We start from the raw sequence: 16,834 nt of genomic DNA on the forward strand, positions 1-16,834 counted from the left end.
CTGCGTATTGGGATGGCAGGAATGCTGTAGGAGAGCGCGTAGCGAGTGGTATCTATTTCTACACGCTGCAGACGGCAGACTTTACTGCAACCCGACGGATGGTTATCCTCAAATAGAGGAGACAATAAACACGATTCACATAAACGCCTTGGTGTCACCATCAGGGCGTTTTTTCGGCACGTTTTGTTGTTTTGAAGGGGAATAAAATGATTCGGAATACTATATTGCTCATCATACTGCTTTGTGCTTTTGTCAGCGTAACCGATGCACAGAACTATTATCCCGCGGATGTCGGGAATACTTGGGTGTTGGAGAGTGAGGACGGTGCCGAACGTGTCACTTACGCAATTGAGGCCGCCGACGAATCCATTGACGGCGAAGAGGTCCGTATCCTTAAGCTTACAACAGAAGTCCTTGGTACAAGCACGATCAATACAAACACTTTCCTTGTGCAGGTGACAGAGAACGGAATGAAACTCCATAGAATTGTTGCAGAACTGGGTGATATTTTTGGTGTGGCGCGTGTGGATTTTTCACCGCCTGTCATCTTTTTCCCCGAAACGCTTCAACTTGGAGAGGTTTGGGAGACTCGTGGAGAAACAGAGGTAGATCTAATAGGTGCCGTTACGATTTCCAGTGTGAATGAAGTGGTCGCCGTTGAGAGCGTTATCACATCGGCAGGAACATTCAAGAACTGCTTAAAAATTCGGATGCGCACGAGAACGACTGCTGCGATAGGGACAAGTCGCTCCACAACCTACCAGTGGCTCGCACCAGACCTTGGACCCGTCAAGTTTGAAACAGATCAGGATATCGTCTTTAGATTGGTAAGTTCAAATCTGCTCGCGACCGAGGTGCCTTATGACGTGAATACTGATGGTGTTGTGAATGTCTTGGACCTCGTCTTTGTGGCTTCTCGCTTTGGAGAGGCAGATCCGAAGGCTGATGTAAATGGCGATGGCACCGTTAATATTCTTGATTTAACGCTTGTCGCACAGAATTTTGGAAATTAAGTCAGTAGTAAACAATCTCTAACGCAACGACTTTATCTGTCCCCAAGTGATTGTCAGTTTATCTTGTGGTTCGACAGGACTCGCGTTTAAGTCTGGAATACCGGGACCGGTGATGCGGACGTTATCGTAATGCACAACTTTGTCCTGATTACCCAATGCCACTGTTCCACTTTTGTACAGATTATTCTTTACGTTAATCATTTCTTTACCGTCATAGAAAACCTTGATGGTGGTCCCCTGAAAACTCAATTTGACTTTGTGCCACTTATCCACTTCTGGTTTATAAGCGGCTTCACCGTGGTTTACGAGTCCGGTATTAATGTCCCAGCCTGGATTGCTAAACAGATTCATCTTTGCCGATCCTGGGTATAGCCAGACAACGTAATGTGAACCTGTCTCAAGGTCAACGCGCCCGCGGATGCCACCTGGAAAGTTGGCGACCGCTGTGTGCCGTAAATCAACCTCTACGTCATAGTCTGTCCATTTGCTTGGATCACCGGCGTTTAGTCCTTCGCCGGTAAAATTAAACTGAGAGATTGCCTCGCTCCACACAAGCCCTTGTGGGTCAAAAGTGACAAAAGTTTCCCCTTTCTTTATACCCCAGAAAACCTTGCTATCTGGATTCTGAGGGGAGCGTTCCCATCCTACTGTATCGCCATCTTCAAAGTCATCAAGGATTTCTCCACTAAAGCTAACGGGAACCGATACAAAAATCAAGATTGAAATAGAAATAACAAGTTGAGTGAGCGAAAAATTTTTTGCACGTAACATCTCTATCTCCTTTAATGCTTTCATTATGTCAGGTTGGATTTTGTTGCATTTCGCCTGCGTCGAGTGTTATTGTATCCCATACATCCGCTTTGCCGGTCTGCAATCGCCATGAAAACGTGAGGGGTGAATCACCCCCGTTGTAGAAGACGACCTCTGCCTTCTTTTCTGTTCCGAGAATAGGTCGTACCAGAGAGAGAAGCGTCTGTGGATGGCTTTGCTGATCGCCGTGTCGAACTTCCAGAAGCGGTGTAACTTCACTCTGAACCTCACGCGTGCCGAGAAGCAGAGGACCATAACACGCTGTGACCGCGCCTTGCCCCCAATTCCGTCCGTGTCCCGCTGCAATTGAGCAGACTGCGCCGCCCATATCGGCGTGTTCCCGTCCACCTCGTAACACACGTCTTGCGATACGGAGGCGCGTCGCAGCACTTTGCAATGCTCGCATCGCATAAGCAATCTGTCCCGTAACTTGATAGGCGAGTGTTAAGGTCGCCGTTGAGGGTTCCTGAATCGGTTTCACAGATCCGTCATCTGACCATTCTCCCCAATATGCCATATCCGATCGCTTGCCGACACCGGGTTCCCGACGGCGTGTTTCTTGCGGGAAAATCAACGCCAGCAGCTCGGGCGGTTCATCAGGAAGTTCTACCAATCCTGCACGGATGTCCTCATCAAATTGGGTATCCTCGAATGTCCAACGGTAGTAACTCAGTGCTGCCGCTGCCGGATCGTTATATGGATCGCTCAACGAAGACACTAACGGTTCTACAATCCGTTTCGCCGCCGTTTTGAAAATCTCTTCTCCAGATAGCAGATAGAGATCGCCGAGTGCATAAATAGCACCAGAAGCCAGTAAGACTTCAATGCCAACGAGCGGGTCACCAGGGATGTGGTGCGTACTTGCGGTGAGTCGATTTAAATTCTTCTCATTGACGGCTGCTTCGTCGAGTCCCTCTCCGTCGTGCGTCCAGAGCAGTGGCATCGGGTCCGGTGCCGCAATAAGCTGCTCAGCGCGTTTGCTTCCATACCGTAACGCCCACGTCAGGTAACGTTCTTCACCCGTCACACGATATGCCGCGATTGCAATATGGATAAATCGGAAATGTTCCGCCATTTCATACGCGTTCTTTTCATCGTTCGCTACATCTCGACTACCAATGTTATAGCCGATGAACGTATCTCGGTCGTAATCATACCACGGCGGAATCTCTGGCACCCAATTCCCGATGTGTTCCGCCGCATCCGTCAAAAGCATGATCGCTTCTGTATCTTTCGGCATCAGACCGATGTAACGAGGCAAGAAAAGGAGAAATGGTTCCGGTCCGTGATGTGCTTCCGCCTTCGGTTCGTAGCCGTGAAGGCAATCGCGTTTCACCCAACCGAGCAGTGCTGCCTTCAGTGTATCAAAGTGCTGTAGCACGGTCGCATCACCCGTGATTAAATAGTGTGGAAACCACGCGAGCGCGTAGTTCGCTTCATCTTCGCCACCGTCGTTTGGACCGGGTGGATCGAGCAGCATGCTCTGTTTCAACCACCGTCCCATTTCGTTTCTAAGTGTACTGTATGCCTCGTAGCATTCGTGGATAATGCCGTTCATTGCTCTCTCCTACAGCAGTGATTTCACAAATTCGATGCTTCGTTTCGCTATCGTCTGTGGATCTGGATTGAAGTCGAAAACCTCTGTGGAGACATAGCCACTATAGTCAATCTCTTTCAGTGCCTCGATGATGGGTGGATAGTCTACGTTTCCAGAACCGGGCAGATAGCCGTTATCGTCGTTGGAGTGGAAATGCGCAACGTGCTTCGCGTGGTTACGGATCTGCGTCGGCATATCCAAACCCTCTTTTGCTGTGCTGCAGACATCCAGAATCATCTGGAAATTCGGGTGATTGACAGCGTTCACCATCTCAGCTGCTTTGTCGGGGTTCGTAATGAAGTTCGTCTGGTCGCTTGACAAGGGTTCCATGCACAACATCACGTCTCTTTCGCCTGCGAGTGCCGCGCTTTCTGAGAAAGTCGCACGCGCATATTCCCACGCCTCTTCAAATGAGAGCGGCTCCATCACGTTCCGTTGTTGTGGCGAACCGATCACCATCACTTTACCGCCTAAATCCGCACATAAGTTAATCAGTGCGAGGAAATAGTCCCGCGTTTCCTCACGAATCTCCGCCTCTGGGTGGTTAACATACAGTCCCGGTGGTGAGACAAGCAGCCAGTGGAGTCCGGCAATCTCTATCTTCGCACTTTCTGCTGCTTTGCGGATGCGTGTACGTTCGGCATCACTGATGTCTAAGACCGAGTCTGCTAAGGTGAACGGCGCGATCTCGACCGCCTCGTAACCGAGTTCAGCAGCATAAGTGAAAACATCTTCGATTTTCCAATTTTCAAACATTTCGTTGCATATTGCAATTTTCATTCTGTGTCCTACTTTCATTTTTCTTCTATTCTAAAGGGACGGTGCTTTTTTGTCAAATTTCGCTTCAGGTAGGAGGGAATTCCGATTCCCGACTCTCCTTCTAAAACGTGAGTGCAACCTACAAATGGATCTTTGGTATTGTTCAGAAACGTCGCACCGCCTCAAGGCTCCAGAACCGCGGTTCATTGACATAGCCAGTCAGATTGTTGAAGTCGATACCGCCAGTCGGAGATGTATCGTTGAGGATGTTGCGCCCGATAATTGCCACCTCTACGTCGGCGTGTGGGAGTAGACAGGCGAGCCGGACCCCGCCTTCCAAGAGCCAATCATCGGCATATTCCACAGAATCGTAGAGAAAGAACCGCACGCGGCTGCGATACGCCCAGTCCGTCGATGCGATGAGACGAACACCTGCCGGAAGTTCGAGCATATAGCGCAGCGTCACATCTGCGATCCAACCCGGTGCTTGTGGCAGACCGTTACCGTCGATGGAAAAAGTTCCCTCGGCAGTGCCGCGCGGATCCAATACCGTACACGGTGCTCCACAGCCTTGTATCGCCAAATTCGGATCGTCAATGCGTGTTTGATTGTAACTGAGTCCCGCTGAAACCTCCAGTGCCGTGATGGGTAAGAAAGCTAATTCCACCTCAACACCGCGCCCAATCGTACGCTCAGCGTTCACCAACCGATTGAAGTTTGTCTCTCCACCCACCGCAGTGAGCTGCTGGTCTTGCATGAAGTAGTGGAACGCTGCCATATTCAGGTGCAGCCGCTGCTCCCACAAACGTAACTTTGTGCCACCTTCAAACGAGAGAATGGTCTCTGTGTCCGCCACCGTAACGGTGTCCCCAAACAGTAAGCGTCCCTGAATGCTCGGTGCGCGGAATCCTCTCGCCGCACGTAGATATGTCTGCACGTTAGGAGACACGCTATAACGCAGACTCAGATCACCACTCCACACCGTATCCTCAGGATTCCGGTGGATAGGCGCGAGTGGACCTGCCCCCGTAACCGCAGGTGCTGCTTCTCGCCACGCTGTATAGTCCTTTACATCATGAGACAATCTCAGTCCGGCTCCCAACTCCAAATCCTCAAGCATTTGGAAGGTCAACGCCGCGAATGCCGCTTGTGCTGTGGCTTCCTGCTCTTGACGTGCTACGCCGTCCAATGCACCGCCAGCCAGCGTATTGTAGTTCAAATCTTCCATCTCTACGAACTCACGGAAATAGTACAATCCGAACTGATAGGTGAGACGACGCGCTGCCGGACTCATCAGGCGGACTTCTTGACTCAATTGGCTGAGTGAGGGAATACCGGACGCGGTTTCAGAAGGAAAGGGTATCTCGCCGGGACCACTCGGTGGACTGAACACTGCACCGTAACCGCCATCGATGTCGCCGCGCGAAAAATTAGTAAGGCGTTCCAATCCTGTCAGCGAAATTAGTTGGAAGTCTCCAATGTCGTAGCGCACTTCAGCAGCGAAGCCTTGTGTGCGCAGCGTTTGCTCGTTGCGTCCGTCGTGCGCGATTCGGTCACGGGCAAAATCTTTTACCAAACCGCCTTCACCCGGCGACAAGATATTCGCTCGAAACAGACGTGCAGTCCCGTCGAGATCGCGAGCGTGGAACTTGAGGCGTGCTTCCAATTCCGGCATAGGGGTCCACAACAACTGGATACGACCCGCCAGGTCGCGATGTCCGCCTAAAGCACTTTCCGCGCCTGCGTGTCCGTTGTTTACCCAGTCGTCCCGCCACTGCGCAAGTAGTGAGAGTCGAGCGGAGAGCACAGACGGAACGAGCGGACCTGAAATCGCCCCTTCAAAATTACTCGTGTTAAATCGTCCGTAACCCAACCTGCCGTATCCTTCCAGTGTCTGTGTAGGACGCGCCGATTCAAATTTCACAGTGCCAGCGGGTGTATTGCGTCCGAACAGGGTGCCTTGTGGTCCCCGTAGCACCTCAATCCGATCCAAGTCAAAGGCAGGGAATCCTTTCAACAAAGCATTTTCAAGCACAACGCCATCGTAGAGCACCGAGACTGGCTGCGAAGCGTTGAGGTCGAAGTCCGTATTGCCGAGACCGCGGATATAGAAGCGTGGAAAGATCCGTCCAAACGACGACTCCATCTGAAAACTGGGGGTGCGGTTTGACAAGAAACGCACGTCCATACCCGATGAACGCAAGGTATCGAATCTCTCACCTTGGAGCGTCGAAACGGAGAGCGGGACTTCAAAAGACCGCTGCTCCCGCTTGCGGGCGGTAACCACGACCTCTTCCATTCTAATAACTTCGCCGGTTTCCTCCTCAGCAACAGTTGGTAAAGGTATAGATAGTATCATCAAGAAAGCCAAAGCATAAAAGTGTTTATTAAAGTTCATATTTTCCTCTAAACAGGGTGTGGAGGGTTTTTTGTAGAATAATGATATAGTGGCAGAAAATGCCGTATCTAACATTTGGTTGCGAACAATATTGAAGCATACTGACAAAAAAAAGTCAATCAACGTCTGATACGGGGGTGTGTAAATATTTTGGCAGCGATTCGTCCGTTGATGCGGCTTATGAAATATATCAAAGCCTCTCGGAGCAGGAGAAGAATTTTCTGCTCTTACGAAAACCTTTACGATCGCGTCCCAGACCGCATGGCGACTGATTTGTCTGTCAATTTCGAGATAATCGAGAATTCTTCTCCTTTCTTCTCCTGAATCGTTGTTTCTGTGCCGAGTTGATTGATGAAAAGCATCGTCAAGACAGATAGAGATATTGGCTGTGAAGCCTTTTCTGGGTGTCTCGCCGCGGGGTTGTGCGAACCCTTCTTTGTCCTTTTTTGAAGTTTTCAGCGTTTTCATTTTTTATCCCTTTAGATGTAAAAGGGCGAGGTTACATGAAGATTAAGAATTTAATCGGGTAATTTTTTCCGATGCCCGGTGCGGTTACAAACCGCACCTACCGGGTCTGAGGGAACATAGAATTACCCAAATATTTTATTAAACTTCATCAAACCTCGCCAGCCGTGGTGAGGTGTTTTGTGTTTTCCAAAGTGCCCTCTTATTTTCGGGTTTTACTATAGTTTCAATGAGGCGTGTTTGAAGAATCGTATTGGGTTCTGCAGAGATGGTCTGCTGTGTGCTAACGATTCAAATACGTTATGGGTATATTATAGCATATATATTAACATTTGTAAAGTTAAAACAAATTTAGTTATTAAGTTGGGTTTTAGTAGAACTTGTAATTGCTTATACACCAACGCAAGGGTGCCCCTTCCCGTAAAACACAAATTATGCATTTTTTTTCCCGGCTTTGCCCGCGAACGCCCTAAAAAAAGTCTTTTATATAACGTGAACTTGATAATAAAAATTGGGATATGACCGTAGGTTGGGTTGAGCGGTAAAAGACTAAAAAGTCCCCAGTTATACCGAGAACCCCCATGTGCCATAAACCCTTCCTGGAGATAAATATAGCGAAACCCAACAATCCACTCAAGTGTCGATAATGCGTTGGGTTTCACTGGGTTCTTGGCTGTATGTGCGGATATATGAGGTCTGATGTTCTTTGGGAGACCGGCATCTGATTTTCAACACCGTTCAACCCAACCTACAAGAACCCATCTCTTTTATCAAACTCACGTTTTTATATAGTATGGGATTGTGATTTATGACATTTTTTGCATTTTATGCACGAAAAGGGCTTAAAAAAGGAGTCTATATAAGTATAAAGATGTTCATGTCCAGCAGATGAAAGGGAGATTATGGCGTTACAGACCGAATTTGAGACGAACCATTCCTTTGGTGAAATCATCGGCAAAAGCGAAAAGATGCAGCAGGTGTTCGCCGAGATTCGAGTGGCGGCAACAGGCGATATTAGCGTCCTGATTCAAGGCGAAACCGGGACCGGTAAAGAACTGGTCGCAAAATCAATACACGATAACAGCCCGCGAAAAGCACGCCCTTTCGTTGGGATTAATTGTGCTGCGATACCAGCCGACTTGATTGAAAGTGAGTTATTTGGCCATGAGCACGGAGCTTTCACCGGGACAATTGAGCAGCGGATCGGATATTTTGAACAAGCGAACCCCGGAACGCTTTTTCTTGATGAAATTGGGGATATGCCACACACTTTGCAAAAGAAGTTGCTGCGTGTATTAGAAGAACGCGAATTTCAGAGGCTTGGTTACTGGCTGCTACGAATCAGGATTTAGATAATGCTATGAGAGAGGGACGTTTCCGTCCGGACTTGTACTATCGACTTGCGGCGTTTCGCATCATGGTTCCGCCGCTGAGAGAACGGCGCGAAGATATTCCTATCTTGGCACATCATTTCTTGGAAAAATTTGCCGCAGATGCCAAAAAACCCATGCGCACCATTTCTGATGATGCCTTACACGTGTTGATGCAGCATGACTTCCCCGGCAACGTGCGCGAACTGAAACACGCCATTGAAAGTGCTGTTTTGCGTGAGACGACAGACCAGCTGCAACGAAAGAGTCTCCCACCGCATCTGACACAAGAGGGTTCACAAGCCGCTACAAGCGACCCGACGGATACCACCGATATTCTTACGCTTAAGGAAGCTGAACGGAGAGCCATTATCCAAGCACTCGAAGCGACGGACGGTAATATCCCCGATGCAGCGCGGGCGTTGCGCATCGGTAGATCCACACTTTATCGGAAATTGGAGAAATATAACCTGCGACCGTAAAAATGTTGTCTCAATATGGGATACTGTTTCATATTGAGACAACACGCCGGAACCTGCTTTATCACAGGCTTTGAAACCTACACTGCTTCCAAATGTGTTCCATTTTGGGACACTCGACAAAAAACAACTTTAAGCGATCGCATCACACGGTGTACAGCCCGTATCCCGCGTGCCGCCTTGACGGATAAAGTTATAACAGGGCAATGATAAGAATGGTTTCACCTATTGGCACGATTTTTGCTTACTTAAATAACTTTGTTAAGCCAAACTCTTGAATAGGCGCGTTGCGCGTCTGTCCTGTTAATTGTTTGGATATAATTCGTGGAGACGTGCTATATTGATTCACGTCTCTTTTACATAAAGGAGAATTTTAGGATGATTAGAAATTTTTTCTCAATCCCGAATGTCATCGGTAAACTGATGATTGTCATGTTTTTCGCCGGCGGAGTTGTATTCGCTGGGGCATTTGATGGGTTTGTTGTAGAAACCAAAGCTTCCTGTTGCTGTGGCGGCGAAATGGATACTGCTCTCTTCTCAAGCAGTGAATGCTGCGACACGCGCACAAAAAGTTGTAAGAGCGGTTGTAATGAAGGCGAGGCAGGCAAATGTGGGCCAGACGCTGGTAACTCTCTTTGTGAGACTAAGGGTGATGAATATGAATATACAGGGACAGAAGAGTATTGTTGCGAGCCCGACTATAATGGCACCTGCGATACGTAACTCGAAATATGCGAGGAAACTGTTGTGTATAGAAAACCAGCTGATGGTGCTGATATAACGACCTGGGTGCCCCCTAACGGGGCAACTGCCCGATTAGGTCGCGGCGGAGTAAGTGGTAAAATGGCGTTTTCGCCCGATCGAACTTCTCTTGTCGTTGCAACCACAATCGGGTGCTGGTGGTATGACATCGCTGCAAGGCAACCGGTTGCCTTGTGGGCAACCGAAAGGGGGATGGTCTCTGCCATCTCCTTTTCCCGCGATGGGCGATGGATTGCCACAGGCAACTGGGATGGTATCGTTAAGGTGTGGGATTCACAAACCCTACAGTGCGTCGCTGAAATAGATGTCCCCGAACATCCGGTGGGCAAAGGAAAGGAGATTTCCCGTCTTATCTTTTCGCCGGATGGACAGTATTTTGCCGTATCCGGTCGTCACCGGTGTGCTGTTTATGCCTGGCGAAGGAACCTCAGCATGCCTATCGTATGGTTCACTCTTAGTGAAACCCCCGAGACAGCGTCAGTGGCGGGGTTGCCAATATCGTTTTCTCCTAACAGCAGCCTACTCGCATACAAGTCTGACTATCAAGTGACATCCGTGATGCATGTAGAAACCGGTGAAAACATCGCGGAATTTCCCAATGCATATACTGAACGCTTGGGCTACTACCAACTCGCCTTTTCGCCTTGTGGACAGTATCTTGCCGCCTGCAATAGAAAAGGTACTGTCCATGTCTGGAATGTTCACACTGGCACCCTGGAAATGGAACCAACGGTGTGTGGTAGCATCCAGGTGCTACCTAGCTATACATCGGATGGTACCTTACGGGTTGCTGGTCTCTATGAGAACGAAGTTGTGATCTGGGATGCAGCGCAGGAAAAAAAAGTGGACACCTTTGAATATCGGGCACGGTTCAGAAACCCAGCCTGTTTTTCAGCCGATGGCACGCAATTCGCGATCGCCAGCGAACGCGGTGAAGTTCATGTGTGGACGGAGGGATCCCCATCAACGGTAGTGTCTCTCCCGGGACATATACTCAATACTCATTCGTTGGTTTTTTCTAAGGATGGTAGCACGCTTGTCAGTGGAACTCGTGGACACAGCGGAATCCTATTTTGGAATGTCGCACAGCGGCAGGTAGAACGAATATTTCCAGCCCTACCGTACCACGATCGTCCCAGTTCAAGTCATTTTGCTTTTTCCCCCAGTCAGGAGCTATTAGCCACCAGTGGCCGGAGAAACACTAATGAAGTAGGTGTCATCAAAATCTGGAATCTTGTATCTGGTACCCAGGTTGCAGAACTCGTTGGACATCAAAAGTATGTGTATGTTCTTGCGTTCTCGCCAACAGTTGAATACCTCATCAGCGTCTGCCCAGAAAGTATTATTATATGGGATGCCCTGAGGTGGAAGAAACGACACGTATTCAGCGGGAATATTGATGCAATTAGAGCGACGGCGGTATTCCATCCGAATGGCAAAAACTTTGTCACTGCCTCGTCCGATGGACGTGTTCTCCTTTGGGATGTCGAGCGTGGTGAGCAGCTTTTCTCGTTCTGCACAACAAAACTCTTGGACACGACCTTATATAAAGGGAGGTCGGAGGATATCCAGCGCGTCATTAAACAGCAGGAATCAGATTCTCGGAGTACCAGCGGTTTAACCTTTTCTCCATGTGGTACTCTCCTCGTCGGTGCGATACGAGACGAAGGCGAAATTAGAGTTTGGGATGCAAGGACTTCGGAAACACGTATGGCAATATTGCTACCACAGAGCTGCCAGCGGCAGCACCCGCTTACCTTTTCGCCTTGCGGTGACTATCTCGCCTCCGGGGCATGGTGGCAAGAAGGGCAGGAAAAAGTCTCCATCCGGTTGTGGGAGGTTGCCACGGGTGAAAATATCGCCACTTTCTGCGGACACACTACCGATGTCCATGATCTCGCGTTTTCACCAGATGGCACACTTTTGGCGAGCGCGAGTTTCGACGGCACTATCCTCTTATGGGATATGACTCCTTATCTACAAAATGAAACCCCGTGATGCAACTGTCTCAGGGATAGTGCACCTCACGGAAAATAAACTCCGTGCTGGGTTATCCATCCTCGGTATTCTTATCGGTGTTACCAGTGTGCTGTGCATGATGGCTATCGGTGATGGGGCGAAACTTCTCGTCGCGGATCAAGTTGACAAACTCGGCGGTGCAAATCAATTTCAATTCACTACCCGTTACTCAATCATTCGCGGAGGCCGGCGGGTACGGACAAAAGAACGGTTCAATCTCGGTGATGCCCATGCCATTGAAGCGGTGTGTCCCGGGGTGCTCTATGTGCTGCCGAAAAATGAAAGGTATCGGATGCTCGTCACAAGCCGCCAGGGGAGAGAGACTCGCGCCTTTCTGGAAGGTGTCACAGCCAACTATGCAACCGGCATGCGGTGGCACATCCAAGCAGGCAGATTTCTCACTGAGAACGATATTAACCACGCGCTGCAAGTCTGTGTGTTGGGGAGTGAAGCGGCGACAGATCTGTTTGGTGCAGATTCACCACTCGGGCAAGAGGTAAAGGTGCGGTATTATTGGAGGCAAGTGCCGGTCCGGTTTCGTGTCGTTGGTGTCATGATGCCGCGCGGGCTGAATCTTCGATGGGGCTGGTCTTTGGATAATGCGATGGCAATCCCGTTGACGACCTATCAGGAACGGCTGACGGGGAACGACTACATTGAACGTCTGACAGTTTTTACTGAACCGGGGGCGGATATGACACCGATTATCGCCTCGGCACGCGGAGTGCTTCTTAAGCGGCACCGTAACCAAGATAATTTTTTCCGATATTGGATTCCAACAGGTGTGCACAGTCGGGTTGCCCGTATTGAAAAGGTCATAAAAATCGCGCTGGGCAGCATTGCCGGTTTCTCTCTATTTGTTAGTGGTATCGGTATTATGAATATGTGCCTTGTCTCCGTCGGCGAGAAAACGCGGGAGATAGGACTGCGGAAATCGATTGGTGCGAGACAGATTCACATTTTCTGGCAATTTTTGACGGAATCGATATGTCTCTGTTTCTGTGGCGGAGTTTTTGGCATTGTGGGGGGCTGGTTAGCAGCGCATGGAATGGCACGCCTCGCTGTCCGCATCGTCCCAGTTGTGCCAGAGTGGCCCGTCGTCCTTTCTTTACATTGGATACTCATCTCCGTCATCTTTTCGATTTTTATGGGCGTTGGCTTCGGGGTCTATCCTGCAATGCGGGCGGCGCGACTTTCACCTATTGATGCACTTCGTGCCGAGAACTAAAAAGAAATGAAACTTCTACAAAAACTGATACCGTGGGCACTCTTGGGTGCTATTTTCCTTATCGCCTTCTATATTCGGATTCAAGGCGTTCCGAACATTCCGGAAGGACAATTTACTGGAAACGATCCGTATCTCCACTATTGGCAAGCACAAATTGTGTCTGAACAGGGCAGGCTGCCGGCACGCGATATGCACCGCTGGCTCCCCGTCGGTAGAGACCATGGACAAAGCATGACTGCGTATGCTTACGGTGTCGCTTACACGCACAGAGCAATAACGGTTCTCTTTCCGAATGTCTCACTCTATCAGGTCTCACTGTTTTCGCCTGCTGTCTGTTTTGTGTTCGGGTTGGGGGTGCTTTGCTTCTTCCTTTATCGGACCTTTGGATTGCTTTTTTCAAGCGTCGTTGGTATATTTTTAGCAACGCTCCCGGGTGTCATTGAGCGCAGTGCCGCTGGGTTCAGCGATAGGGACAGTTGGTGTCTGATGTTAGGCATTTTCGCAGTTACAACCTATCTTGCGTCCTTACAAACCCAATCCTCCCGCCGCCGACTACTCTTAGTGCTTACTTCAGGTCTCTCTGTGTTTCTCGGCGGTATGAGTTGGGAAGGCTTCGGCGTGTTTGTTAGTGTCATCCTTGTTGTGGAGCTTTGGAGATTCCTCACATCTGAAAAGGAGGAAGGTTTATGGTTATATGCTCTCTGGGTGTGTACCTTTGTGCCGACGCTTTACCTTGCATTGCCTGCCTATCGGAGTGGAGAGGGTTTCACAACGCACCTCTTTGCCTTTGTGCTGATGCCTCCACTTATCTTATTAGGGATTCGTGCGCTCCGACACGTTTTAATCACAACATCATCGCTTGCAAACAAATTCCGTCCACACGTCAGAAATCTGTCTCTTGGGTTAGTGCTTGCGAGTTTTGTGCTTGCCCTCGGGTACGTTTGGATACAATTGGACACTTTTGCCAGCACCACCGTCCCCCTAAGCCAAAACCAGCTGATGCAGACCGTGGGAGAACTTGAAACGCCAGATTATAGGTATTGGGTGTTCCGATACGGCAGCCTCTTTTTCTTGGGCAGTCTGGGATTCATGAGTGTCGGCATCCATTTCTGGAAGAATAGCGGGACGGTGTTAGCCGTGTTTATATTCTTGTTTATGCTCAGCACCTTTTTTCAAGCGCGACTTGAGACACTTTTAGGCACAATGGGGTGTAGCATCCTCTTTTTCACATCGCTTGCAGGCATTTCTCTTGTGCTCCTCTTCATCGCATGGCGACAGCGAGAATCACCGACATACGAACTCGTTTATGTTGCGATGGCTATCTGGTTTCTGTTGTGGGTGGCACTTTCGCGTGATGCGAAACGGTATGATTTCTTTATTGGACTTCCGATTGCCTTCTTTACCACTGACTTGATACGCCGCGTCGGCACCTACATAACTGAAAACCTCAAAAACGCCCGATTCCTCAGTGCAGATGTCAGAGAACAGTTGCCGTTGCGTGTCATAAAAATCGGCATTGCTGTCGTTATCGTCACCGCTCTCATGTACTGGACACCCGCAGGAGAACACGCAAAACGCTCAGTTGCAGCTGCAACACGGATGCGCGAAGCCGCCCCGGGGGACACACCGGCTGCAAAGGCTTTTGAATGGATGAAAGCGGAACTTCCTCCTACGGCTGTTGTCGCGGCGAGATGGGGGTTCGGCAGTATGCTCAACGTCCTCGGTGGTGTCAAGACCGTTATTGATCAGGATCATTACATCCAGCACTGGATCCACCTCTACAAAGAAAATGTCCGCGATGCGACTGATGCACGAGCGGCGTTGGAATTTCTAAAAACCCACGGTGCGACCCATCTCATGCTAACGCAACAGCAGCCCTCGGAAGTATTTCTACAAGGCGAGTTGAGCGAGGCGTTTGTTCCTGTCTATCCAACGGAGAATTTTACGGAGGCAAGCGTCAAGGTATGGGAGATTCACTATCCATCGGACATCCAGTCGAATCCGAAATATCTCGCAACAGAACCGTAGGAGGGGTTTGTAACCCCGACACATGATTGCAAACACCATAACGCTCTGCCGCTTGTTGTTAACTTTCGTCGTTATTGTCCTATTTGGCACGCATCACACACTGGATATAGGGTTGATTGCAACTATTGCGCTTATCTTCGTGCTTGATGGTGTCGATGGGTATATTGCCCGCAGACGCAACGAGACATCGAAACTCGGCGAAGTTCTTGATACTGTCGCGGATAGAATCATTGAAAACACCTTTTGGATTTACTTTACCGCGACAGGACACCTCCCGTTATGGATGCCTCTCGTTGTTATGGCACGCGGCTTTATCACAGATGCCTTACAACGGCATTTTGGATACCCAGGAAGCGGATGGACACACGCCCTCACGCGCTCACGTATCAGCCGTGCCCTTTCCGGCATCACCAAAATGTTAGCCTTCACAAGTCTTGCGAGCGCGAGTCTTTTGAAAACCCCTACCTTGGCACAAGGAAGTCTCATACTTGCTGTCATTGCCGTTGGGTTCTGTCTCCTCCGTGGATTGCCATTCCTTTTCTTCATTACCAGATAAACTCGTGGCATCGCCGGTGATCTCTGTATTGTTACAGGTATTTCCTCAGCGCGCTTGGACTTTTCGGTGAACTGCACTCGCTTTTCTCACACATAGTTGAATATTTCCTTGACACTCAATCTGATGTCCATATAATAGCCATACAATAGGACGTTGTAAATTTCATAGGACTTACGCAAAATTCCATCATTTGCTTGTGGAATTGGAAGACTGGAAGATTGGAATCGTGGAGGAGGTCCCCATTCTGCCCTGCCTTCCATTCTTTCATCCATCAATATCTACGTTGTGCGTAAGTCCCGTTTCAGATTTTGGAGATGCAAAATATGGCGAAAATACGGATGGCACAATATGGCACGAAACATGGACACGCGCGGGGCAAGCTGCAGGCAATGCTTGTGAATCCTGATGTTGAAGTCGCGGGTGTGTTTGAACCCGACGCACAACAACGCGAGAAACTTCAAAATGGTGAAGGAGCATTTGCCGATGTCCATTGGTTTGCGGATGCGGCAGAAATGCTCAGCGATGACACGATCGTCGCAGTCGCGTCGGAAGGCAATAACGCCGAAAGTTTGGATCAGACCGAACAGATTGTAAATGCTGGCAAACATGTATGGTACGACAAACCCGCTGGCGAGAACTGGGAGCAGTGGCAGCGCGTTATTAGCACCGTCCAAGAAAAATCCTTACACGTACAGATGGGATATATGCTTCGGTATCACTCCGCCTTTAAGCAGGTTGCAGAGTGGGTGAAATCCGGTTTTTTGGGGGACGTTTTTTCCGTTCGCGCGCACATGTCAACCAATATTTCTCACGAGTCGCGCACCCGCATCAGCCAACATATCGGTGGTATCTTTTTCGATCTGGGTGGGCATGTACTTGACCAGGTGCTTTGGCTTCTCGGACGACCGGAAAAGGTGACCTCTTTCCTCCGAAACGACGGCGATTCGGTTGAACCTTTCAAAGATAATACCCTGACTGTGTATGAATTTGAAAAAGCAGTGGCGTTTATCTCGATTTCTGCTTTGGAACCGAGACCGGTTGCGCGCCGTTTTGAAGTCTATGGGAGTGAAGGGAGTGCCATTATCGTTGAACCGTTTGAGCCGGGCTTGAAGATTCGTCTCTGTTTGAACACAGCGAAGGACGGATATTCGGAAGGTGAACAGATCGTAGAGATAGATGGTGAGAGCCGTCAACGCACTTATGAACTTGAACTTGACGCGTTTTTAGGGACGATTGCGGGGGAACAAGCACCTGATCGTCCAGTATCACATGAGTTGCTGGTGCAGGAAACGCTTCTGCGGGCTACGGGTGTTATACCGAGTTAGCGGATGTGAATTGAGTGGGCAGGCA

At 49.4% G+C, this 16,834-nt stretch carries 13 protein-coding genes; 9 read left to right on the forward strand and 4 right to left on the reverse strand.

All coding sequences use genetic code 11. From position 1 onward, the window contains the following. Positions 1-206 precede the first annotated feature (206 nt). A complete protein-coding gene (locus tag OXH39_09970; GenBank protein ID MCY3550770.1) occupies positions 207-1,013 on the forward strand; it encodes a dockerin type I domain-containing protein in 807 nt (268 codons plus the stop codon). Between the two features lie 18 nt (positions 1,014-1,031). Here the strand turns inward: OXH39_09970 and OXH39_09975 are convergent, their stop codons facing one another. From OXH39_09975 to OXH39_09990, 4 genes are all read right to left on the reverse strand, one after another. Further along, entirely contained in the window at positions 1,032-1,784 is a 753-nt protein-coding gene (locus OXH39_09975) for a hypothetical protein (protein MCY3550771.1), read from the reverse strand. A 28-nt stretch (positions 1,785-1,812) separates the two neighbouring features. After that, positions 1,813-3,381 (reverse strand): hypothetical protein, encoded by a 1,569-nt coding sequence (locus tag OXH39_09980; GenBank protein MCY3550772.1) that lies wholly within the window; start codon positions 3,379-3,381, stop codon positions 1,813-1,815. A 9-nt stretch (positions 3,382-3,390) separates the two neighbouring features. Then, a complete protein-coding gene (locus OXH39_09985; protein MCY3550773.1) occupies positions 3,391-4,200 on the reverse strand; it encodes a sugar phosphate isomerase/epimerase in 810 nt (269 codons plus the stop codon). Between the two features lie 142 nt (positions 4,201-4,342). Continuing rightward, positions 4,343-7,045, reverse strand: coding sequence for a TonB-dependent receptor (locus OXH39_09990; protein ID MCY3550774.1), 2,703 nt, complete (start codon positions 7,043-7,045; stop codon positions 4,343-4,345). An 899-nt stretch (positions 7,046-7,944) separates the two neighbouring features. Between OXH39_09990 and OXH39_09995 the strand changes: the two genes are divergently transcribed. The 8 genes from OXH39_09995 to OXH39_10030 all read left to right on the forward strand — a co-directional run bounded on the left by OXH39_09995 (position 7,945) and on the right by OXH39_10030 (position 16,809). Then, a complete protein-coding gene (locus tag OXH39_09995) occupies positions 7,945-8,394 on the forward strand; it encodes a sigma-54 factor interaction domain-containing protein (GenBank protein MCY3550775.1) in 450 nt (149 codons plus the stop codon). An 8-nt stretch (positions 8,395-8,402) separates the two neighbouring features. Then, complete coding sequence (locus OXH39_10000; GenBank protein ID MCY3550776.1) at positions 8,403-8,894, forward strand: hypothetical protein; 492 nt, start codon at positions 8,403-8,405, stop codon at positions 8,892-8,894. A gap of 375 nt (positions 8,895-9,269) precedes the next feature. Beyond that, the gene (locus tag OXH39_10005; protein ID MCY3550777.1) at positions 9,270-9,614 is read left to right on the forward strand and encodes a hypothetical protein; all 345 of its coding nucleotides are present in this window, start codon (positions 9,270-9,272) and stop codon (positions 9,612-9,614) included. A gap of 24 nt (positions 9,615-9,638) precedes the next feature. Beyond that, positions 9,639-11,651 carry a WD40 repeat domain-containing protein gene (locus tag OXH39_10010; GenBank protein MCY3550778.1) on the forward strand — a complete coding sequence of 671 codons (2,013 nt, stop codon included), beginning with the start codon at positions 9,639-9,641 and terminating at the stop codon, positions 11,649-11,651. Further along, positions 11,638-12,900: an ABC transporter permease gene (locus OXH39_10015; GenBank protein MCY3550779.1), complete on the forward strand. Its 1,263-nt coding sequence runs from the start codon at positions 11,638-11,640 to the stop codon at positions 12,898-12,900. Before OXH39_10010 ends, OXH39_10015 begins: the two co-directional genes overlap by 14 nt. A gap of 6 nt (positions 12,901-12,906) precedes the next feature. Then, positions 12,907-14,928, forward strand: coding sequence for a hypothetical protein (locus OXH39_10020; protein ID MCY3550780.1), 2,022 nt, complete (start codon positions 12,907-12,909; stop codon positions 14,926-14,928). 22 nt (positions 14,929-14,950) lie between these two features. Continuing rightward, on the forward strand, positions 14,951-15,484 hold the full coding sequence (locus tag OXH39_10025) for a CDP-alcohol phosphatidyltransferase family protein (protein ID MCY3550781.1): 534 nt from the start codon (positions 14,951-14,953) through the stop codon (positions 15,482-15,484). Between the two features lie 323 nt (positions 15,485-15,807). Continuing rightward, the gene (locus OXH39_10030) at positions 15,808-16,809 is read left to right on the forward strand and encodes a Gfo/Idh/MocA family oxidoreductase (GenBank protein ID MCY3550782.1); all 1,002 of its coding nucleotides are present in this window, start codon (positions 15,808-15,810) and stop codon (positions 16,807-16,809) included. The last annotated feature ends 25 nt before the right edge of the window (positions 16,810-16,834 follow it).

Source organism: Candidatus Poribacteria bacterium, from assembly GCA_026702755.1.
Taxonomy (GTDB): Bacteria; Poribacteria; WGA-4E; order WGA-4E; family WGA-3G; genus WGA-3G.